Genomic DNA, 21,865 nt, shown 5'->3' with positions numbered 1-21,865 from the left:
TTATTGCTGTTCGACCAGAGCACGCGCTTCCGCGACGTGGCCGCGATACGCTTCGAAAATCTTGCGCAGCGCTTCGTCGAAAGTCGACTTCGGTGCCCAGTTGAGTTCCTGCATCGTGTTGTCGATCTTCGGCACGCGGTTCTGCACGTCCTGATAGCCCGCGCCGTAGTACGCGCCCGACGACGTTTCGACCAGTTGCACCTGCTTGGCCGTTTCCGCGTATTCCGGGAATTCGGCGGCGAGCGCCAGCATCTTGTGCGCGAGCTCACGCACGGAGAAGTTGTTGGTCGGGTTGCCGATGTTATAGATCTTGCCGGTGGCGACGCCGTCCTTGTTCTCGATGATCTTCATCAGTGCGCCGATGCCGTCGTCGATATCCGTGAAGGCACGCTTTTGCGCGCCGCCATCTACGAGGCTGATGTTCTCGCCGCGCACGATGTGGCCAAGAAACTGCGTGACCACGCGCGAGCTGCCTTCCTTCGGCGTATAGATCGAATCGAGGCCCGGGCCGATCCAGTTGAACGGACGGAACAGCGTGAAGTTGAGGCCTTCCATGCCGTAGCCCCAGATCACGCGGTCCATCAACTGCTTCGAGCACGCGTAGATCCAGCGCGGCTTGTTGATCGGGCCATACGACAGTTGCGACTCTTCCGGGTCGAACTGCTCGTCCGTGCACATGCCATAGACCTCGGAGGTGGACGGAAACACGAGGTGCTTGCCGTACTTCACCGCCGAACGCACGATGGGCAGGTTCGCCTCGAAGTCGAGCTCGAACACGCGCAGCGGCTGCTTCACGTAAGTGGCCGGCGTGGCGATCGCAACGAGCGGCAGGATCACGTCGCACTTCTTCACGTGATACTCGACCCACTCCTTGTTGATCGTGATGTCGCCTTCGAAGAAATGCATCCGCTCGTGATTGATCAGATCACCCAGGCGTTCGGTTTGCATGTCCATGCCGAACACTTCCCAGTCGGTCGTTTCGAGAATGCGCTTGGACAGGTGATGGCCGATGAAGCCGTTGACACCCAGAATCAGGACTTTTTTCATTGATGACGGGAAGATTGAATGAACTGGGAGAATTCGGCAGGGGAGACGACGGGCTGTTGGCCTTCGTGCTGGCGCCGCAATTCGTGGATGGCGATGGCGCGGCCATCGCCGCACACCGCAAAAAACGCATTATCGCTTACGTGGAGGCCGGGGGGCAAATCTGAGCGGAGCGCGCCGGGACGGGCAAGACGCGCCCGCGCGACGACGAAGCGCTGACCGTCGATCTCGGTGAACGCGCCGGGATAAGGCGGCGCCACGGCGCGGATCAGGTTATAGACGTCCTGAGCCGGCTGGCTCCAGTCGATCCGGCCGTCTTCGGGCTTGCGTCCGCCGAAGTAGCTGCCATGCGCCAGATCGTTCGGCAGATGTGGTGCCTCGCCGGCGAGCAGCGCCGGCAGCACGCGCCAGAGCGTCTGCTCGGCGGCCACGGTGACCTTGTCGAACACCTGCGCGGCGGTATCGTCCGGCAGGATCGGCACCGGCGTTTGCGCGATGATCGCGCCTGCGTCAGGTTTGGCGGCCATCTCGTGCAACGTGGCGCCGGTTTCGGTTTCGCCCTTCAACACGGCCCAGTTGGTCGGCACGCGGCCGCGATACTTGGGCAGCAGCGAGCCGTGCATGTTGTAGGCGCCGCGCGCGGCCAGCGCGAGCAGGTCGACCGGCAGCATGTGGCGGTAGTAGAACGAGAAAATGAAGTCGGGCCGCGCGGCGCTCACCGCGGCGCGCAGTTCGTCGCTCTTCGGATCGGCGGGCGTCACTGTGGGGATGCCATAGCTTGCGGCCACCGAAGCAACGCTGCCGAACCAGATGTTTTCGGTTGCGCTGTCCTCGTGAGTGACCACCAGCGCCACTTCGACGCCGCGCGCCAGCAGCACTTGCAGGCAGCGCACGCCGACGTTGTGATACGCGAATACAACCGCGCGTGGCTTCATGGATTCGGTCCCTGATCGATGAGCGGCGCCGGCTGAACGGCCTGCACCAGCGCCTGGCGGGGCGCCTCGGCGACGGTGGTGCCGTCGCGCTGTTCGAGAATCGTTTGCACCAGATAACGGGGACGGGCTCGCACCTGCTGGTAGATCCGGCCAATGTACTCGCCGAGCAAACCAAGCGCGAAGATGATCACGCCGAGCAGGAAGAACGTGATAGCGAACAGCGTGAACACACCTTGCACTTCCGCGCCGATGATGAAGCGGCGAATCAGCAGCAGCACGAACAGGCCTGCGGAGCCCAGCGAGAGGATTACCCCAATGAACGACAGCCATTGCAGCGGCACCACCGAGAAACCGGTGACGAGGTCGAAGTTCAGACGAATCAGCGAGTACAACGAATACTTCGATTCGCCCGCAAAGCGCTCTTCGTGCGCGACTTCGATTTCCACCGGATTCTGCGCGAAGGTGTAAGCGAGCGCCGGAATGAACGTATTGATTTCACCGCAGCGGTTGATCGTGTCGATGATGTGCCGGCTGTAGGCGCGCAGCATGCAACCCTGATCGGTCATCTTGATGCGGGTGATGCGTTCGCGCAGACGGTTCATTGCCCGCGAGGCCTTGCGGCGCCACAGGCTGTCCTGGCGCTGCAGGCGAATCGTGCCCACGTAGTCGTAGCCCTCACGCATCTTCGTGACCAGCTTGCCGATTTCCTCCGGCGGGTTCTGCAGGTCGGCGTCGAGCGTGATGACGATCTCGCCGCGCGCCTGCTCGAAGCCGGCGAGAATCGCCATATGCTGGCCGTAGTTGCCGTTGAGCAGGATCACGCGGGTCGTGTCCGGCCGGTTGCGGAACTGCTCGGCCAGCAGCGCGGCGGATTTGTCGCGGCTGCCGTCGTTGATGAAGATCACTTCATAGCGGGTGCCGAGCGCGTCGAGCGCCGGGTACAGGCGCGCAAACAACGCGGCCAGACCGGCTTCCTCGTTGTACACCGGAATGATGACCGAGACTTCCGGCGTATCAGACATCGGAGAGCGATGTTCCGTTTGACTCATTTCCGCTTATTTTCCGTATTGTTCGCAAATTTCGTTGACCGCCTGGCAGACCCGCGCCACGTCGCCTTCGTTCATCAGCGTGAACAGCGGCAGCGTGACCGTGGTGGCGCCGAAGCGCTCTGCATGCGGGAACATGCCTTCCTTGAAGCCGCGCGCACGGTACAGCGTGAACAGGTGGATGGCCGGATAGTGCACGCCCGAACCGATGCCGCGCTCCTTCAGCTGGCCCATGAAACCGGCGCGGTCGATGGAGAGCTTCTCGAGCGGCAGCGTGATCTGGAACATGTGCCAGTTGCTGTTATCGAAGTCAGCAAACGGCAGACCCATGCCGAGCTTAACCGCTGCACCGCCTTCAAAACCCGCAAAGTAGGCTCGCACGAGCTTCTTGCGCTGCGCGAGGAAACGTTCCAGATGCGGCAACTGGCCGAGGCCGACTCGCGCCGCCACGTCCGTCAGATTGTATTTGCCGCCGAGCACGTCGCAGTCCATGCCGTCGAAGCCCGTGCGGGTGACGCCTTGCAGCCGGTACTTCTGGGCGAGGATGGCTTCTTCCTCGTTGTTCAGCACCAGCGCGCCGCCTTCGATTGAAGTCAGATTCTTGTTGGCGTGGAAACTGAACGACACCATGTCGCCGAGCTTGCCGATGCGCTCGCCCTTCCACGTCGAACCGAACGCCTGCGCCGCGTCTTCGACCACGCGCAGCTTGTGGGCGCGGGCGATCTCATAGAGACGGTCCATGTCGACCGGCAGGCCCGACAGATACACCGGGATGATCGCCTTGGTACGCGGCGTAATGGCCTTCTCGAGCAGATCCAGATCGATGTTGCGGGTCTTCGGATCGATGTCGGCGAATACCGGCGTCGCCCCGGTTTCGTAGATCACGTTGCTGGTGGAGACCCACGAGGCGGGCGTCGTGATGACTTCGTCGCCTTCGCCCACACCGGCAATGCGCAGGCCGATCTCGAGCGTGGCCGTGCCGGAGTTGAAGGTGCGCACGGGGCGGCCGCCGCAGAATTCCGACAGCGCGGCTTCGAATGCCTGGTTCTGCGGGCCGGTCGTGATCCAGCCGGAGCGCAGCACTTCGGCTACGCCCTGGATGGTCTCTTCGTCGATTTCCGGACGGACAAACGGCAAAAACGGGACTGATGACTGGCTCATGAATGCTTCGCTCGATAGAAATAGGGCGGCAACCAACAACAACGACGTCCGGCAAGGATACTTCGGCAATCCGGGACGCGGTCAGCGGGTATAACGCTGCCTGCGCGGGGTGCTTACCACCTCTTACAGCCCGGCATGCCATGCCGGCCTCAACGGTAACAAACTGCTTGCGGTAACCGGCAAAAACCGGTTCACACCGGTTCAGAGCCTGACGGCGCCTAGCTGCGCGCCAGTACGACGACGCCAATCAGAATGATGCCGATACCGACGAGCCGCTGAACCGACAGCACCTCGCCGAACAGATACCAGGCGGCGAAGGCGTTGACGACATACCCGAGCGAGAGCATCGGATAGGCGATCGACACATCCACACGCGAGAGCCCGATCACCCACACCGCGACGCTGATCACATAGCAACCGAGGCCGCCAATGATCGGCAACTGGGTCGCCAGCTTGAAGCCAATGGGCAGGATGTTCGCACGGGTGAATTCGAAGTGTCCAACGGCATTCGTACCGGCCTTCAGCAGAAGCTGGGCGCAGGCGTTCAGCGTGACGCCGGCAAGAATGCAAAAGAGCGAAATCGGGTTCATCAAGGGTTCAGGTCCTGATATGGGGTCATTGCTGCGGATTTGCTATAGCGGGGCTTGCTGCGCCTGGCGCTGCGGCGCCGGCATTGCCTGCGTCGCCAGCCAGGGGCTTTTCGACGATCACCCGGCGCGGGTCGCGGGCGATGACCTGCATCGGCACATGCTCGGCCAGCAGCTTCTTGTACCGGTCCGGCGGAATCAGCGCGAGGGCGTAGCGGTCCGCGTCCCAGCGTTTGATCCACTCGTCGAACGTCGGGACCCACTTTTGCGGTTCGACGGACACGCCGAAGGCCAGTTCATCGGGATGTTCGACCATGATCATCGTGTGGTCGACATAGAACGGCAAGGTGTGATCGAGCACGCCGACCGAGTAGAACGGCGTATCGGGCGGCAGCCTGGCAATGGCAGCCTTGATGGCGGGGGCGAGCGGGGCGCCTGAACTCAGACGCCCGAACACGTCGTGACCGGTGCCGGCAATGGTGCCCATCAGCAGCCAGGCCGCGCCGAACGTGGCCGTGGCGCCAAGAATGCCGGCGCGGCTATGGCGGTTCAGCCACAGCGCGGCGAGCGTCAGCGCAAAGGCGACGCCGAGGGCGGCCAGCACCCAGACGCGATAGGCAATGTACAGCTCGGTGGGATTGCGATCGTCGCCGAGGTGGCTCATGAACAGCGCGCCCACCGCGGCGATCACCAGAAACACTGCGTAACCCGTCAGATGACGGCGCAGCATGGCCGGACTCACTAGCGGCAGGTACATGCCGATCAGCAGCGCGAGCGCCGGGGCGATCGGCAACGTGTAGGACAGCAGCTTCGAATGCGACGCGCTGAAAAACAGGAAGATGAACGCTGCCCACACCAGCAGCATGGCGACCGGCGAGAAGCCGTTCGGCTGGCGCGGCAGGCGCAGCGCGTGGCGGATGCTTTGCACGCTGATGGAGAGCCAGGGCAGGAAGCCCACCAGGATCACCGGCACGAAATAATAGAACGCGCCGGGGCGGTTCTGCTCGGGCGTCAGATAGCGTTTGAACTGCTGGACGATAAAGAAGAAATTCAGGAATTCCGGATTGCGTTGCTGTACCAGCACGAACCACGGCGTGGCGATCGCGAAGAACAGGATCAGGCCGCCGATCAGATGCAGGCGCTTCCAGAGCGCCCAGTCGCGGGCCACCAGCGTGTACAGCACCAGCACCGCGCCCGGCAGGATCAGGCCGACGAGGCCTTTGGAGAGCACCGCGAGCGCCATCGACGCCCAGCAGACCCACATCCACAGCCGCACCTGGCCAGTGGGCAAGTTAGGCCGCTGGGCGAGCAGCAGCGCGCAAAGTGTCAACTCCATCCAGAACGACAGGCCCATATCCAGCGTGTTGAAATGGCCCATCAGGTTCCAGTACGGCGAGGTCGCCAGCACGATGGCCGCGAACACGCCGGTGGCGGCATTGAAGACTCGCGCGCCGGTGAAGCCGAGCAGCAGGACGCCAGCGAAGCCGGTCAAGGCCGTGTAAAGCCGCGCCTGCCATTCGCCGATGCCGAACCATGCAAACGTCAGCGCATTCGCCCAGGTTTGCAGCGGCGGCTTCTCGAAGTATTTGTAGCCGTTGTAACGCGGCGTGATCCAGTCGCCGGTCAGGAACATCTCGCGCGCCATTTCGGCGTAGCGGCCTTCGTCGCTCGGCAGCAGGTGCCGCCAGCCGAGCGGCACGAACCAGACAAGGGCAAGTGCCAGCACCAGCAGCAGGATGGTGGTGCGGTTGAGCGGTAGCCGGGACGGCATATCGTTCATGGATGATCAGCCTGTTCTTTTACGATGCCGCATGGGCGGCATTTCGGTGTTGTTAGGGGTGCACGCCGGGTTGCGCAGGGCCGGCCGCCGAGAGCCGTCGCGCGGTTGGCGCTCAAAACGGCCATGGCCCAGGGTGCGCCGCGCCGGTCAGGCTTCGATCAGCAAGGCGGCCGCGACCTTGCGGCCCTCGGCCATCAGAATGTTGTAGGTGCGGCAGGCGGCCTTGAAGTCCATCGTCTCGACGCCGATCCGGTGTGCCGCGAGCGCAGCGGTCAGCCGCGGATGGGGAAAACGCAGCCGATCGCCGCTGCCGAAGATCACCACTTCCGGCGCCGGCTCGACCAGCATGGCGAAGTGCTCCGGGCTGAGGGCCTCGAAAGAAGCCACCGGCCAGGCAATGACAGGGCTTTCCGGCATCACGAGGATGCTGCCCACATGGCGCTCGAGATTGATTTCGACATAGCCGGCGCCGTAACCGGTCACGGTGTTCAGGGCGCCGCTCGAATCCTGGTGTAATTTCAAATTGGTTTTCCGAAGTCGTTCGTTCCGCGGCAGAAAAGCGTCGCGCAATGGACACGAAGCGGCCGAAAGGGCTTCTGCATGCACTTGGTGCATTGCGGAAGTCGGCCAAAATCCGCTAAATTATAACTTTTTAGCCGCCCAGCGGCGCCCCCCGCTTCGCGTGCCGCCATAAGCCGCGCCCGAAGCAGCTGCTGGACCCCGGTCGACGCGCCGGGCCAAGCGTGGTCAAACAGCTTATCAGACGCTCTCTTAAGGTTCGCTGAGTGATCCTTCGAGGGTGTCGATGGTTCCCTAAGCACCCGGCGCAACCCGCCGCAGGCGCCAATCAGACAAGTCCGCGGGAGCGCGTAAGAATTCGCCGCTTCGCATTCGGATGCCCGATAGCCCACAGCCCGTATAGTGCGGGCCAGCCCGACAGGCCCGAGCGGCCTGTTAATTACCCAGGATGAAGTGCCCGCCGTGAAACCGATTCTTAAATCCAACAAGCTGTTGAACGTCTGCTACGACATCCGCGGGCCCGTCCTCGAACATGCAAAACGGCTCGAAGAAGAGGGCCACCGCATCATCAAGCTGAACATCGGCAATCTCGCGCCGTTCGGTTTCGATGCGCCCGACGAAATCATCCAGGACATGATCCTGAATCTGCCGGGCTCGTCAGGCTATTCCGACTCGAAAGGTGTGTTCGCCGCACGCAAGGCGATCATGCATTACACGCAGCAAAAGGGCGTGCACGGCGTCGAGCTGGACGATATCTACATCGGCAACGGCGCGTCGGAGCTGATCGTGATGGCGCTGCAGGGGCTGCTCAACGACGGCGACGAAGTATTGCTGCCGGCGCCCGACTATCCGCTGTGGACCGCGGGCGTTAGCCTCGCGGGCGGTACGCCGGTGCATTACATCTGCGACGAATCGAACGGCTGGATGCCTGATCTCGACGATATCCGCGCCCGGATCACGCCGAACACACGCGCGCTCGTCGTCATCAACCCGAACAACCCCACCGGCGCGCTGTACTCGGACGAACTGCTGCTCGGCCTGATCGAGATTGCGCGCACGCACGGTCTCGTGATCTTCGCCGACGAGGTCTACGACAAGATCGTCTACGACGGCAAGCAGCACACCGCCATTGCGGCGCTGTCCGAAGACGTGCTGACGGTGACCTTCAACAGCCTCTCGAAGAGTTACCGGTCGTGCGGCTACCGCGCGGGCTGGATGTTTATTTCGGGGCTGACCGGCGAAAACCGTCGTCACGGGAAAGACTATTTCGAGGGACTTGGCATTCTCGCCTCGATGCGGCTGTGCCCGAACGTGCCCGGCCAGTATGCGATCCAGACGGCGCTCGGCGGCTACCAGAGCATCAACGACCTGATCGTGCCGAGCGGCCGCCTGTACAAACAGCGCCAACTCGCGTATGACATGCTGACGGCGATCCCCGGCGTGAGCTGCGTGAAACCGGATGCGGCGCTGTATATGTTCCCGCGCCTCGACCCGAAGATGTATCCGATCGAAGACGACCAGCAGTTCATCCTGGAGCTGCTGCTGGCCGAACGGGTGCTGCTCGTGCAGGGCACGGGTTTCAACTGGAAGACGCCGGACCACTTCCGTGTCGTGTTTTTGCCGAATGTCGACGACCTGGCGGATTCGATCAACCGGATCGCCCGCTTCCTCGACGGCTACCGAAAACGTCACGCGGTCTGAAAAACGCCCGCCGTTCCCGATTGACGGCGCAACAGACCCGGACAACCGTTTCCCTTAATCCTTACTCGAAAACACACGCTGCATGGAACCGATCAAAGTTGGACTGCTGGGCTTCGGCACGGTAGGCAGCGGCACCTTCACGGTACTGCGCCGCAACCAGGAAGAAATCAAACGACGCGCCGGCCGCGGCATCGAGATTGCGCGCATTGCCGTGCGCAATCCGGCCAAGGCCACGGCGGCGCTCGGCGCCGAAGCCGGCACGGTTGAGATCACCGATAGCTTCGCCGCGGTGGTCGACGATCCGTCCATCGACATCGTCGCGGAAATGATCGGCGGCACGGGCATCGCGCGCGAGCTGGTGCTGCGCGCCATCGCCAATCGCAAGCATGTGGTGACGGCCAACAAGGCGCTGCTCGCCGTGCACGGTACCGAGATCTTCGAAGCGGCCCACGCCAACGGCGTGATGGTGGCTTTCGAAGCAGCGGTGGCCGGCGGTATTCCGATCATCAAGGCGCTGCGCGAAGGGCTGACGGCGAACCGGATCCAGTACATCGCGGGCATCATCAACGGCACGACGAATTACATCCTGTCGGAGATGCGCGACCGCGGGCTCGACTTCGTGACCGCATTGAAGGCCGCGCAGGAACTGGGCTACGCCGAAGCCGATCCGACCTTCGATATCGAAGGCGTCGACGCCGCGCACAAGGCGACCATCATGAGCGCGATCGCGTTCGGTGTGCCGGTGCAGTTCGACAAGGCTTACGTCGAAGGTATCAGCAAGCTGGCGGCGATCGACATCAAGTACGCCGAAGAGCTCGGTTACCGTATCAAGCTGCTGGGCATCGCGCGCCGCACCGACAAGGGCATCGAACTGCGCGTGCATCCGACGCTGATTCCCGAGAAACGCCTGCTGGCCAACGTGGAAGGCGCGATGAATGCGGTGGTCGTGCATGGCGACGCGGTCGGCACCACGTTGTACTACGGCAAGGGCGCGGGCGCCGAGCCGACGGCATCGGCGGTCGTGGCGGATCTGGTGGACGTGACCCGTCTGCATACCGCGGACCCGGAGCATCGCGTGCCGCATCTGGCGTTCCAGCCGGACAGCCTGTCGAACACGCCGATCCTGCCGATCGACGAAGTGACGAGCGGCTACTACCTGCGTCTGCGGGTGGCAGACGTGACCGGCGTGCTCGCGGATATCACGCGCATCCTCGCGGACACGGGTATCTCGATCGACGCGCTGCTGCAGAAGGAATCGGAGCAGGTCGACGCCAACGGCAAGGGCGAGACCGACATCATCCTGATCACGCACGAAACGGTTGAAAAACACGTCAACGCGGCGATCAGGAACATCGAGGCGCTGAAGACCGTTGTGTCGCAGGTGACGAAGCTGCGCATGGAAGCGCTGAACTAGGCCAGAGACTTGATATGAACTACCTTTCCACGCGCGGCGCCGGAGCCGGCGAGCGCCATACCTTTTCCGACATCCTGCTGGGCGGTCTCGCGAGAGACGGCGGCCTGTACCTGCCCGCGGAATATCCGCGGGTGTCGGCCGATGAACTTGCGCGCTGGCGCACGCTGCCGTATGCGGACCTCGCCTTCGAGATCCTGTCGAAGTTCAGCGACGATATTCCCGCTGAAGATCTACGCACGCTCACGCGCCGCACCTACACGGCGGCGACGTACTGCAATGTCCGCGACGACGAAGGCGCTGCACAGATCACGCCGCTGAAAACGCTGGGCGTCGAGAACGGCGCGCCGCTGTCGTTGCTGGAGCTCTCGAACGGTCCGACGCTGGCGTTCAAGGACATGGCGATGCAGTTGATCGGCAACCTGTTCGAATACGCGCTGGAGAAGAACGGCGAGACGCTGAACATCCTCGGCGCCACTTCGGGGGACACCGGTAGCGCAGCCGAATACGCGATGCGCGGCAAGAAGGGCATCCGCGTGTTCATGTTGTCGCCGCATCAGAAGATGAGCGCATTCCAGACAGCGCAGATGTACAGCCTGCAGGATCCGAACATTTTTAATCTCGCCGTCGAAGGCAATTTCGACGACTGCCAGGACATCGTCAAGGCCGTTTCTAACGATCACACGTTCAAGGCGAAGTACAAGATCGGCACGGTCAATTCGATCAACTGGGCGCGTGTGGTGGCTCAGGTCGTGTACTACTTCAAGGGCTATTTCGCCGCCACGGAGTCGAACGACGAGCGGGTCTCGTTCACGGTGCCGTCGGGCAATTTTGGCAACGTCTGCGCCGGCCATATTGCGCGAATGATGGGCCTGCCAATCGAGAAGCTGGTGGTCGCGACCAACGAGAACGACGTCCTCGACGAGTTCTTCCGCACCGGCATCTACCGCGTACGCAAGGCGGCCGAGACGTATCACACCAGCAGCCCGAGTATGGACATCTCGAAGGCGTCGAATTTCGAGCGCTTCGTGTTCGACCTGCTGGGCCGCGATCCGGCTCGCGTGTTGCAGCTGTTCCGCGACGTCGAAGAGAAGGGCGGTTTCGATCTGGCGGCGAGCGGCGATTTCGCGCGGGTGCAGGAGTTCGGCTTCGTGTCGGGCCGCAGCAGCCATGCTGACCGCGTGGATGCGATTCGCGACGTGTTCGAACGCTACGACACGATGATCGACACCCATACGGCCGATGGCCTGAAGGTGGCGCGCGAACATCTGCAGCCGGGCATCCCGATGATCGTGCTGGAGACGGCGCAGCCGATCAAGTTCGGCGAGACGATCCGCGAAGCGCTGCTGCGCGAACCGGAGCGCCCGGCGGCGTTTTCGGGGCTCGAGTCGTTGCCGCAGCGCTTTGAAGTGCTGCCTGCGGATGTGCAGCGCGTGAAGGACTTTGTGGTCGCCCATACGGGCGCCTGAAGAGCGCCTGAGGGACCATGCGTCCGGTCTACAGTGCGCCATGTTATGGCGCACTGTTGTCTCCCCGACGTTTCCCGCAGACCGCTACAATATTCCTTTCGGTTCTGCGGGCCTTCCCCTCGATGTCCACGCCCACCTCTCCCACGTCCTCTACGCCGCGTGCCCCGATGCTGTCCACTTCCGACGCCCTCGCGACGCTGCTGGGCGCCGCTAACGCCGTTGCCGGCGCGGAAACACTGCCGACGTTCGATGCGCTAAACCGCGTGCTGGCCGCCGACGTGGTTTCGCCACTCGACGTGCCGCCGATGAACACCAGCGCGATGGACGGTTACGCGGTGCGCATCGCCGACCTGACTCAAGGCGAGCGCCGTCTGCCGGTCTCGCAGCGCATTCCGGCAGGCCACGCGCCGCAGCCGCTTGCAGCCGGCACGGCGGCGCGCATTTTCACCGGCGCGACGGTGCCGCCGGGCGCCGATGCGATCGTCATCCAGGAGCAGACGGAACTGGCGGGCGACACGGTGACGATCCTCCATCTGCCGAAGGCGGGCGAGTGGATCACGGCGCAGGGGGCGGACATCCGCAGCGGTTCGGTGATCCTGCCGGCCGGCACGCGCCTGACTCCGCAGGCCCTGGGGCTGGCCGCATCGGTCGGCTGCGCGGAACTGTCCGTGATGCGGCGCGTCAAGGTCGCGGTGTTCTTCACCGGCGATGAACTGACGATGCCCGGCGAGCCGCTCAAACCCGGCGCCATCTATAACTCGAATCGCTACACGTTGCGTGGACTGCTCGAAAAGCTCGGCTGCGAAGTGACTGACTACGGCATCGTGCCGGACCAGCTCGATGCGACCCGAGCAACCCTGCGCGAAGCGGCCCAGGGGCACGACCTGATTCTGACCAGCGGCGGGGTCTCGGTGGGGGAGGAAGACCACGTGAAGCCTGCCGTCGAGGCGGAAGGGCGGCTTTCCATGTGGCAGATCGCCATGAAGCCCGGCAAGCCGCTCGCGTTTGGCGCGGTACGGCGCGCGGAGGGCGAGACGTTCTTCATTGGCTTGCCCGGCAATCCGGTGTCGACTTTCGTCACCTTTCTGCTGTTCGTGCGACCGTTCGTCCTGCGCCTGTCCGGCGTGCGCGTCGTGACGCCACGAGCGCTTTCGCTGCGAGCCGACTTCACGCAGTCCAAAGCCGACCGGCGCAATGAATTCCTGCGTGCGCGGATCAATCCCGCCGGCGGCCTCGATCTGTTTCCGAACCAGAGTTCCGCCGTGCTGACTTCCACGGTATGGGGCGACGGGCTGATCGACAATCCGCCCAATCACGTCATCAGCGCCGGCGAGACCGTGCACTTCATTCCCTTTTCCGAACTGTTGAACTGACGCCGGCAGTGGACGGCGGCGACCCCGATGAAGATCGATCTGAAATATTTTGCCAGCGTGCGCGAAGCGCTCGGTACCGCCGATGAAACGGTGGATGTGCCCGACAGCATTGCCACGGTGGGCGACGTGCGGGCGTGGCTGCGCGTGCGCGGCGGCATCTGGGCGGACACGCTCGCCGAGGGCCGCGCGCTGCGCATGGCCTGCAACCACGTGATGACCGACCCCGGCACCCGGCTTACCGAGGGCTGCGAGGTGGCGTTCTTTCCGCCCGTGACGGGCGGCTGAGGAAAAGGCGATGACGGTTCGCGTCCAGACAGAAGACTTCGACCTCAGCACCGAGGTGGCCGCCTTGCGTGCGCAAAATCCGAAGATCGGCGCAGTGGCCTGCTTCGTCGGGACGGTGCGCGATCTGAACGACGGCAGCGCGGTCGAAACGATGGAGCTCGAACACTATCCGGGCATGACGGAGAAGTCGCTGGCGGCGATCGTCGAGGCGGCGCGCGGGCGCTGGCCGGGTATCGAGGTGCTGATTATCCACCGGGTGGGCAAGCTGGTCCCGCTCGACCAGATCGTGCTGGTGGCCACCACCGCGGCGCATCGTGGTGACGCCTTCGCGTCTTGCGAATTCGTGATGGATTATCTGAAGACCGAAGCGCCGTTCTGGAAGAAGGAAAAGACCGAGCAGGGCGAACGCTGGGTCGACGCCCGCGTGACCGACGAAGCTGCACTCGCGCGCTGGGGCGGCGTCCCGGTTAATACGAAGTCCGAATGACGCGCTGGCGCGGGGCAACCCGCTCGAGCAACGCCTGTTGCTCGGCAGGGATCTTGTAGTCCCACCCGAAACGGCTCAATTGCAGGCTCTGCGCGATCCGCAATGCAGGTTCCATGAAGCGGATCGCCGCAGCGGGTTCGTAGCGCGTCTCCACGGTATCGAGAAACAGATAGAGCCAGTGGCTGAAATGCCGGGGCTCGATGCCGGGCAGCGGCTGGTGCGCCTGCTGCACATTGCCGCGATACTGCTTCGCGCCCAGCACGAGGCTTGCCCAGAAGGTGCACATCTTCGGCAAATGCTCATCCCAGCGTCCTGCGAGTTTCTGCTCGAAAACCGGGCCGAGCAACGCATCGGCGCGCACCCTGTCATAAAACGCGTAGACGAGTTCGCGGATATTGGCGTCAGTGGGTTCGGCGTGTCGCGGCGCGGCGGACGCCGCGTCTAAAGTTAGGTTCATGCTGTGACCACGGAAAAGCGACGATGCAATGAGTAAGGCGAGAAATCCTCCCGCGTCATTGCATTAATCAGAAAAACAACGCTAGCCGCAAACGATACCATTCAGAATGACACAGTTTTACCGGCCACCGGCGCAATAACATGCGCAGCTCCCGCATGTTATTGCGATGCGTCGGGACCGGCAACCCTTGCGTCGACACGGTTTTTCCAGAGGATCGCGCTCGTCGCTCATCGTGACTTTGCCCTTATGAGACTGACCGACTATACGGACTACTCGCTACGCGTCCTGCTGTATCTCGCGGTGCGCAGCGAAGGATTGTCGACGATCCAGGATATCTCGGATGCGTACGGCATTTCGAAAAACCATTTGATGAAGGTCGTCCAGCGGCTCGGCGAGCTCGGTTGGGTCGAGACGGTGCGTGGCCGTAACGGCGGCTTGCGGTTGTTCGAGCACTCGGGCTCGGTGACGGTCGGTGAAGTGGTGCGTGCGACCGAGAGCGATTTTGCGCTGGTCGGCTGCTTCCCCGACGAGAAGGGTAGCCACCGGCATTGCGTGATCGAGTCTCAGTGCCGGCTTAAGGGTGTGCTCGAGGTGGCGCGACACGCCTTTCTATCTGCGCTGGATAGCCATACGATTGGTGAACTGGCCGAGCCTGCGGGACCGATGGCGGCGTTGCTCGGCATGCGGCCCATCATCCCCATTGCGCTGGCAGCGCCTGGCGACAACAAGGCTGGTCCGGCCGATTGAGCAGACCGGAGCGCTTGTGCGTCTCAATTGTTAAATAGTTGCCGCCGAGTGCAAAAAAGCGCTTGAAACCCGCAGAAAACGCCTCATTTTGGTGATATTCGAAAATTGGAGGTCTCTTGATGAGAGTCGACAAGCTCACCACTAAATTCCAGGAAGCGTTGGCGGATGCGCAGAGTCTGGCCGTCGGCCGTGACAATCAGTACATCGAGCCCGTCCACCTGCTCGCGGCACTCGTCGCCCAACAGGACGGCTCGGCGCGTTCGCTGCTATCGCGCGCTGGAGTGCATGTTCAGGCGCTGCAAACGGCCCTGAACGAGGCCATCACGCGTCTGCCGCAAGTGCAGGGCACCGATGGCAACGTCCAGATCGGCCGCGATCTGACCGGCCTGCTGAACCAGGCCGATAAAGAAGCACAGAAGCTCAACGACACGTTTATCGCGAGCGAAATGTTCCTGCTCGCGGTTGCCGACGACAAGGGCGAGGCTGGGCGTCTCGCGCGCCAGCACGGTTTGTCGCGCAAATCGCTCGAAGCGGCGATTGCCGCCGTGCGCGGTGGCTCGCAAGTGCATAGCCAGGACGCCGAAAGCCAGCGCGAAGCGCTGAAGAAATACACCGTCGATCTGACCGAGCGTGCGCGCGCGGGCAAGCTCGATCCGGTGATCGGCCGTGACGACGAAATTCGCCGCTCGATCCAGATCCTGCAACGCCGCACCAAGAACAATCCGGTGCTGATCGGCGAGCCGGGCGTCGGCAAGACGGCCATCGTCGAAGGGCTCGCGCAACGCATCGTCAACGGCGAAGTGCCGGAGACGCTCAAGGGCAAGCGCGTGCTCTCGCTCGATATGGCGGCACTGCTGGCCGGCGCCAAGTATCGCGGCGAGTTCGAAGAGCGCCTGAAAGCCGTGCTGAACGATATCGCCAAGGACGAAGGGCAGACCATCGTCTTTATCGACGAAATCCACACTATGGTCGGCGCGGGCAAGGCCGAAGGTGCGATGGATGCGGGCAATATGCTCAAGCCGGCTTTGTCGCGCGGCGAGCTGCATTGCGTCGGCGCCACGACGCTCGACGAGTATCGCAAGTACATCGAAAAGGACGCGGCGCTCGAACGCCGGTTCCAGAAGGTGCTGGTCGACGAGCCTTCGGTCGAGGCGACCATCGCTATCCTGCGCGGTTTGCAGGAGAAGTACGAACTGCACCACGGCGTGGATATCACCGACCCGGCGATCGTCGCGGCGGCGGAACTGTCGCATCGCTACATCACGGACCGGTTCCTGCCGGACAAGGCGATCGATCTGATCGACGAGGCTGCCTCGAAGATCAAGATGGAAATCGATTCGAAGCCCGAAGAAATGGACCGGCTCGACCGCCGCCTGATCCAGCTGAAGATCGAACGCGAAGCCGTCAAGAAGGAAAAGGACGAAGCCTCGCAGAAGCGCCTGCAGTTGATCGAGGAAGAAATCGAGCGGCTGAACCGCGAATATTCGGACCTCGAAGAAATCTGGACCGCTGAGAAAGCGGCGGTGCAGGGTAGTGCGCAGCTGAAGGAAGAGATCGAGAAGACCCGTGCGGAAATCGTCCGGCTGCAACGCGAAGGCAAGCTTGAGAAGGTCGCCGAGCTGCAGTACGGCAAGCTGCCGGGGCTCGAAGCGCAACTGAAGGAAGTCACGAAGGCTGAAGCGAAGGAGCAGAACAATCCGACGCGGCCGCGTCTGTTGCGCACGCAAGTGGGTGCTGAGGAAATCGCCGAAGTGGTGTCCCGTTCGACTGGCATTCCAGTTTCGCGGATGATGCAGGGCGAGCGCGAAAAGCTGTTGCAGATCGAAGAAAAACTGCACGACCGTGTGGTCGGGCAGGACGAAGCGATCTCGGCCGTCGCGGATGCGATCCGTCGTTCGCGTGCGGGCTTGTCCGATCCGAATCGCCCGTACGGCTCGTTCCTGTTCCTCGGACCGACGGGCGTGGGCAAGACCGAACTGTGCAAGGCGCTGGCGTCGTTCCTGTTCGATTCGGAAGATCATCTGATCCGTATCGACATGAGCGAGTTCATGGAGAAGCACAGCGTCGCGCGGTTGATCGGCGCGCCGCCGGGTTATGTCGGCTATGAGGAAGGCGGTTATCTGACCGAAGCGGTGCGTCGCAAGCCGTACAGCGTGATCCTGCTCGACGAGATCGAGAAGGCTCACCCGGACGTGTTCAACGTGCTGCTGCAGGTGCTCGACGACGGTCGCATGACGGACGGTCAAGGGCGTACCGTGGACTTCAAGAACACGGTGATCGTGATGACGTCGAACCTCGGCTCGCAGGTGATCCAGTCGATGGTCGGCGAACCGCAGGAAGCGATCAAGGATGCGGTGTGGGAAGAAGTGAAGCTGCATTTCCGCCCGGAATTCCTGAACCGGATCGACGATGTCGTCGTGTTCCATGCGCTCGACCGCTCGAATATCCAGTCGATCGCGAAGATCCAGTTGCAGCGGCTGCATGACCGGCTCGCGAAGCTCGATATGCAACTGGTAGTGTCGGACGAGGCGCTGGAATTGATCGGCAAGGTCGGCTACGACCCGCTGTTCGGTGCGCGGCCGTTGAAGCGCGCGATCCAGCAGGAGATCGAGAACCCGGTCGCGAAGCTGATTCTGGCCGGCAAGTTCGGCCCGAAGGATGTGATTCCGGTCGAGGTGGAGAACGGCAAGCTGGCTTTCGACCGCGTCGTGCATTAAGCGGCTTCGAGTCACACGCGTTGCATCTGTGGCGCGTGTGAAGCCGGTGGCACGTCTGACACGCGTGATGCCTTCGCAGGGCAGTCGCAATTGAACTGACGCTTACGGGCGAAGCAAAAAGGGCAACGAATTTCGATTCGTTGCCCTTTTTATTTTCCGCACCGCGTTTCGATCAGCGGGTAGAGGCTGATGTGCGATGCGCCCAGATGCGACGCGTTAGACGTTACGCGTTGCCCTTGCCGAACAGCGACTCCAGACCGCCGAGTGCGCCGAGCACGCTGGTTGCGTTCAGTTGGCCTTCCGCGGGAACTTCACCGGTGGGCGTCGCTGCATTGACGACGTGCGGCAGGACCTGCGACAGCAGTCCCGTGATCTGGTCGGGTTGCACGCCGGCCTTGGCTGCAAGGTTGGTGACGGTATCCGAGCCGAGGACGCTATGCAGCGCGTCTGCCGAGATCGGCTGATTTTCGCCGTTGCTGATCCACGAGCTAATGATGTCGCCGGCACCTTTGTCCTTGAACTGCTGGATCAGGCCGTTCAGGCCGCCCGGCTGGTTGTTGACGAATTCAAGCGCGGTGCTGATCAGGGCTTGCTGGCTGCCGCCGCCTTGCGGCGACTGGCCGAACACGGAACCGAGGGTATCGAGTAGGCTCATGACGGTCTCTCTTGAATGCCGGCGTTCTTTCGAGACGCCGACGGGTGAAAACGCCGCGCGGTTGCGCGGCACCAGGTGTAGATGAGACGGGCTTTCGTGACGAGGCTAGAAGTGTTCAGGCGCATTGCACAGTACGCCTGACCATCTGGCGACGATCACGTGCCCGATGCTGCGGCGGCCGATGCGGCCTTGCTCTTCTTGGCCTTCTTCTTCGACGCTTTGCTGCCCGATGCATCTGCCGGCGCGCTTGCAGCGGCTGCGGCGGGAGCGGAGGCGGCGGCTGCGTCGGATGCTGCGGTCTTGCTCTTTTTCTTCTTCGATGCCTTGCCGCCGGATGCTGCTGCGGGGGCGTTCGCTGTTGCGGCGGCGGGTGCTGCTGTGGTCGTAGCGGCCGTGGTGGCCGGGGCGGTTGCGGGTGGCGCCTTTGTTGCCGGTGTGCTCGTGTTCGTGCTCGCGGTGTTCGCGCTGCCCGATTTCGCGGAGGCCTTCGCGCCAGTCGGTGGCGTCGCGGAACCGTTAATCGTCAGGCCAGCTGTTTCGAGATTGGTCACCGACTTGGTGCCAAGACCTTTGACGCGTGAGGCGAGGTCGTCGGCATCCTTGAACGGGCCGTTCTTGGTGCGCTCGTCGATGATCGCTTTTGCATGGACGGGACCGATGCCCTTTACCGTTTCAAGCGTCGCCTGATCGGCGGAATTGACCTCGACCGCGGCGGCGGCGAAACCGGCTGACAGCGACAGGGCCAGGACGACGCACAGCATGAGCAGCTTCTTCAGCATGGCAGGCACTCCATTGAGGGCAAAAAAGTTAGCCGGGAACGGACGGCGCATTCAGTCAGCAGGCGCTGCGCTTAAGCATAGGATAAACCGTGCACCCTTTTTACTAAAAGCCGACGATTTATACCGATCGATTCGTGACAAGTAAATCACTCGGACAATATTTAAACTATTCGCCTATTGCGTAGGCGGATGTGATGGTATCGATGTGTGAGCGGCGGCCGTGGCGGTGTCGGCGCGTTGGGCGGCGTTGGCGCCGTTTCCCGTTCCAGTGCCAGTGGCATTGCCCGTGTGTTTGCTGGCGCCTGTGCCTGTGCTTTCGCCCGGGACCGCCCCGCGAGCCACAGCGCCGCGCACTTCGAAGCGCACCGAATCGGCGACGCTGCCGTCGACATTGAGCAGTTCCAGCAGATGACGCCCAGGCCAGGGCAGCCACGGCACACGCGGGGCGTGTCCGAGCGTCTTGCCGTCGAGACGCCAGGTGCTGAGCGTGGCGGCGCCGCTGGCACGCTCGAAAGCGATCCGCTGGCGCGCCGCGGGAATGTCGGGGTCGAGCGCGAAGATCGTGCCGTCGGCGGGCGAGCCGATCCGCACTGCACCGCGCGTCGACACGCGTAGTGCGGCTGCATTCGCGTCGGCGGCGAGTCCGACCGTCGGGGTTTCGGTGCCGCGGACAAACCAGTCGTCGCGCGCAGGTTCTACGTTGTTTTCAAATGTGACGTGCGTCTCGATCACGCCTGCTGGCAGGGCAGGCGGCTTGCTCGGCAAACGCCGGTGCAGATAGCCGACAATCGCGGCCCACACGGGCGCCGCGCCCGTCACACCGGAGACATCCCACATCGGTGTGCCGTCTGCATTACCGACCCACACGCCCACCGTATAGCGTGAGGTAAAGCCTACCGTCCAGTTATCGCGCATATCTTTGCTGGTGCCGGTTTTCACGGCAGAGAAAAAGCGCGTGGCGAGCGGGCTGTCGAAACCGAAAGTGCGGGTGCGTGCGTTGTTATCCGCCAGCACGGTAGTGACGATAAAACTTGCGTCGGCGCTAAATACGCGCCGTGTGGGCTCTATTCCGCTATCGCGTGGCGTGGACGGACGGTGCGGGAGATCGGCCGTAGGCCCGGCAACGCCGCCGTTCGCCAACGCCCGGTAGGCGTTGGTCAGCGCCAGCAGGGTGACGTCAGCGCTGCCGAGAGCGAGGCTGTAGCCGTAGTAGTCGCCGCTTTGCGTGAGCGGCAGGCCCAGCGCAGTGAGCGTCTTCGCAAAACGATGCGGCGTCACCATCACCAGCGTGCGCACGGCCGGCACGTTTAGCGAGGAGCCAAGGGCCGTGCGCACGCTGACCCAGCCCTTGAAATCCTTGTCGTAATTCTGCGGGATATACAGGCCGCCGCCGGCGGCGAGATCGAGCGGTGCGTCATCGAGCAGGGATGCTGTGGTGAGCCGCCGTTCGTCGATGGCCTGCGCATACAGGAACGGCTTGAGCGTCGAGCCGGCCTGGCGCAGCGCGAGCACGGCATCCACGTCGCGAGCGCCGGACAGTGCACCCGACGAGCCGACCCACGCCAGCACCTCGCCCGTGGCGTTGTCGAGCACGACCACGGCGCCGTCCTGCACGTTGCGCGGATGCGCGCGGGCGTTCAGTTCGATCAGCGTTCGCGTCAGCGTGTCGCGGGCAAAGCGTTGCAGGTTCGCGTCGAGCGTGGAAGTAACGCGCGTGCCGGCGACCGGATGCGCCTCGGCTGCTACGCGGCGCGCAAAGTGCGGTGCAAGCGTATCGCTATCGGGCGTGATGGAAAGGGTCGCGGGAGCGGGGCGTGCAAATGCCAGTTGCACAAAACTGCCGAGATTCGCGCATTGGCTGGCCGCTTGCATGTCGCGCAGGATCCGGCAGGCGCGTTCGCTGACCTTGACGTAGGGGGCATTCGGCGAGCGGATCAGCGCGGCGGCCACGGCCGCTTCACGCTCGTTGAGCCCGGAGGGCGCCTTGCCGAACAGCGTCATCGAAATGGCCGACAAGCCAATCGTCTCGCCACGAAACGGCACCAGATTCAGATAGGCTTCGAGGATCTGGTCCTTGCGCCAGGTGCGCTCGAGCCATAACGCGTTGACGGCTTGCCCGGCTTTCTGGGTGATGGAACGTTGTCCTGAACGTTGTGGGTCGTCGTCGAGCAGGCCGGTCAATTGCATCGTCACGGTCGAGGCGCCGCGCGTGCGGGTGTTCCACAGATTTGCCCAAGCTGCGCCAGCCGCGCCGCGCCAGTCGACACCGCTGTGCTCGTAGAAGCGTTTGTCTTCGGAGACGACGATCGCCTCGCGCAGCGCGGGCGAGACATTGGCGAGCGCGACCCAGTCGCCGCGGCGTTCCGTGTTGTCGATGCGCGTGCGCTCCAGCGGCTGGCCGTCGCGCGCGAGCAGCACCCAGTCCGAGCTGTGCCAGCGGGTGTGGACTTCGTTGAACGAAGGGAGGGCGAAGGCAGTGAGCGAGGCGGTGGACAGACTGATGCAAAGCGTGATGCGGGCGAGCGGTAGCGACGCGCGTGGAACGCGATTGCGAGCGTTGGCGAACCACGCGGCGAGTGTACGCATCGTTGCGCCTGCCGCGCCAACTACATCGCGTATGCCATGCCGCCGCCGGCGCACGCTTTGCGCGTGGCGGCGGGTGCTGGACAGTGTGTAGTGGCAGTAGCTCATTGCTTCGGTTCACGCCGCAAT

The 21,865-nt window shown here is 63.1% G+C and carries 19 protein-coding genes; 8 read left to right on the top strand and 11 right to left on the bottom strand.

What is annotated here, in order from left to right:
• From BUS06_RS14240 to BUS06_RS14210, 7 genes are all read right to left on the bottom strand, one after another.
• Positions 1 to 1,047 (bottom strand): bifunctional UDP-4-keto-pentose/UDP-xylose synthase, encoded by a 1,047-nt coding sequence (locus BUS06_RS14240; protein ID WP_074264844.1) that lies wholly within the window; start codon positions 1,045 to 1,047, stop codon positions 1 to 3.
• The gene (locus BUS06_RS14235; protein WP_074264843.1) at positions 1,044 to 1,979 is read right to left on the bottom strand and encodes a formyltransferase; all 936 of its coding nucleotides are present in this window, start codon (positions 1,977 to 1,979) and stop codon (positions 1,044 to 1,046) included. Before BUS06_RS14235 ends, BUS06_RS14240 begins: the two co-directional genes overlap by 4 nt.
• A complete protein-coding gene (locus tag BUS06_RS14230) occupies positions 1,976 to 3,028 on the bottom strand; it encodes a glycosyltransferase (RefSeq protein WP_074264842.1) in 1,053 nt (350 codons plus the stop codon). Before BUS06_RS14230 ends, BUS06_RS14235 begins: the two co-directional genes overlap by 4 nt.
• 6 nt (positions 3,029 to 3,034) lie before the next feature.
• Positions 3,035 to 4,186: a DegT/DnrJ/EryC1/StrS family aminotransferase gene (locus tag BUS06_RS14225; protein ID WP_074264841.1), complete on the bottom strand. Its 1,152-nt coding sequence runs from the start codon at positions 4,184 to 4,186 to the stop codon at positions 3,035 to 3,037.
• Positions 4,187 to 4,404: 218 nt separating this feature from the next.
• Positions 4,405 to 4,776: a DMT family transporter gene (locus BUS06_RS14220; RefSeq protein ID WP_074264840.1), complete on the bottom strand. Its 372-nt coding sequence runs from the start codon at positions 4,774 to 4,776 to the stop codon at positions 4,405 to 4,407.
• A gap of 25 nt (positions 4,777 to 4,801) precedes the next feature.
• Positions 4,802 to 6,553 carry a glycosyltransferase family 39 protein gene (locus BUS06_RS14215; protein ID WP_074264839.1) on the bottom strand — a complete coding sequence of 584 codons (1,752 nt, stop codon included), beginning with the start codon at positions 6,551 to 6,553 and terminating at the stop codon, positions 4,802 to 4,804.
• Positions 6,554 to 6,700: 147 nt separating this feature from the next.
• Complete coding sequence (locus tag BUS06_RS14210) at positions 6,701 to 7,075, bottom strand: Mth938-like domain-containing protein (protein ID WP_074266094.1); 375 nt, start codon at positions 7,073 to 7,075, stop codon at positions 6,701 to 6,703.
• A gap of 450 nt (positions 7,076 to 7,525) precedes the next feature.
• Here BUS06_RS14210 and BUS06_RS14205 point away from each other — a divergent pair, with 450 nt between their 5' ends.
• The 6 genes from BUS06_RS14205 to moaE all read left to right on the top strand — a co-directional run bounded on the left by BUS06_RS14205 (position 7,526) and on the right by moaE (position 13,798).
• A complete protein-coding gene (locus tag BUS06_RS14205) occupies positions 7,526 to 8,773 on the top strand; it encodes a pyridoxal phosphate-dependent aminotransferase (protein WP_074264838.1) in 1,248 nt (415 codons plus the stop codon).
• Positions 8,774 to 8,855: 82 nt separating this feature from the next.
• Positions 8,856 to 10,187: a homoserine dehydrogenase gene (locus tag BUS06_RS14200; protein WP_074264837.1), complete on the top strand. Its 1,332-nt coding sequence runs from the start codon at positions 8,856 to 8,858 to the stop codon at positions 10,185 to 10,187.
• 14 nt (positions 10,188 to 10,201) lie between these two features.
• Positions 10,202 to 11,653: a threonine synthase gene (gene thrC / locus BUS06_RS14195; RefSeq protein WP_074264836.1), complete on the top strand. Its 1,452-nt coding sequence runs from the start codon at positions 10,202 to 10,204 to the stop codon at positions 11,651 to 11,653.
• A 167-nt stretch (positions 11,654 to 11,820) separates the two neighbouring features.
• Positions 11,821 to 13,026 carry a molybdopterin molybdotransferase MoeA gene (locus BUS06_RS14190; RefSeq protein ID WP_074264835.1) on the top strand — a complete coding sequence of 402 codons (1,206 nt, stop codon included), beginning with the start codon at positions 11,821 to 11,823 and terminating at the stop codon, positions 13,024 to 13,026.
• A 27-nt stretch (positions 13,027 to 13,053) separates the two neighbouring features.
• The gene (moaD, locus tag BUS06_RS14185) at positions 13,054 to 13,311 is read left to right on the top strand and encodes a molybdopterin converting factor subunit 1 (protein WP_074264834.1); all 258 of its coding nucleotides are present in this window, start codon (positions 13,054 to 13,056) and stop codon (positions 13,309 to 13,311) included.
• Between the two features lie 10 nt (positions 13,312 to 13,321).
• Positions 13,322 to 13,798: a molybdopterin synthase catalytic subunit MoaE gene (moaE, locus tag BUS06_RS14180; RefSeq protein ID WP_074264833.1), complete on the top strand. Its 477-nt coding sequence runs from the start codon at positions 13,322 to 13,324 to the stop codon at positions 13,796 to 13,798.
• Here moaE and BUS06_RS14175 read toward each other — a convergent pair.
• Positions 13,779 to 14,255: a group III truncated hemoglobin gene (locus BUS06_RS14175; RefSeq protein WP_254368844.1), complete on the bottom strand. Its 477-nt coding sequence runs from the start codon at positions 14,253 to 14,255 to the stop codon at positions 13,779 to 13,781. The two genes, moaE and BUS06_RS14175, sit on opposite strands and share 20 nt — an antisense overlap.
• A gap of 246 nt (positions 14,256 to 14,501) precedes the next feature.
• Here BUS06_RS14175 and BUS06_RS14170 point away from each other — a divergent pair, with 246 nt between their 5' ends.
• Together BUS06_RS14170 and clpB are read left to right on the top strand one after the other, a co-directional pair.
• Entirely contained in the window at positions 14,502 to 15,002 is a 501-nt protein-coding gene (locus BUS06_RS14170; protein ID WP_074264832.1) for an Rrf2 family transcriptional regulator, read from the top strand.
• Between the two features lie 119 nt (positions 15,003 to 15,121).
• Entirely contained in the window at positions 15,122 to 17,719 is a 2,598-nt protein-coding gene (gene clpB / locus BUS06_RS14165) for an ATP-dependent chaperone ClpB (RefSeq protein WP_074264831.1), read from the top strand.
• Positions 17,720 to 17,942: 223 nt separating this feature from the next.
• Here the strand turns inward: clpB and BUS06_RS14160 are convergent, their stop codons facing one another.
• The 3 genes from BUS06_RS14160 to pbpC all read right to left on the bottom strand — a co-directional run bounded on the left by BUS06_RS14160 (position 17,943) and on the right by pbpC (position 21,739).
• Positions 17,943 to 18,374, bottom strand: coding sequence for a YidB family protein (locus tag BUS06_RS14160; protein ID WP_074264830.1), 432 nt, complete (start codon positions 18,372 to 18,374; stop codon positions 17,943 to 17,945).
• A 155-nt stretch (positions 18,375 to 18,529) separates the two neighbouring features.
• Positions 18,530 to 19,153 (bottom strand): ComEA family DNA-binding protein, encoded by a 624-nt coding sequence (locus BUS06_RS14155; protein WP_074264829.1) that lies wholly within the window; start codon positions 19,151 to 19,153, stop codon positions 18,530 to 18,532.
• 174 nt (positions 19,154 to 19,327) lie between these two features.
• Positions 19,328 to 21,739, bottom strand: a complete 2,412-nt coding sequence (gene pbpC, locus BUS06_RS14150; protein ID WP_083611424.1) for a penicillin-binding protein 1C — start codon at positions 21,737 to 21,739, stop codon at positions 19,328 to 19,330.
• Between the last annotated feature and the right edge of the window lie 126 nt (positions 21,740 to 21,865).

Origin of the sequence: Paraburkholderia phenazinium, from assembly GCF_900141745.1 — a bacterium.
In the GTDB taxonomy this organism is placed as follows: domain Bacteria; phylum Pseudomonadota; class Gammaproteobacteria; order Burkholderiales; family Burkholderiaceae; genus Paraburkholderia; species Paraburkholderia phenazinium_B.
Note: the sequence above shows the minus strand (reverse complement) of the source record. Positions and strands in the feature narration are given on the sequence as shown.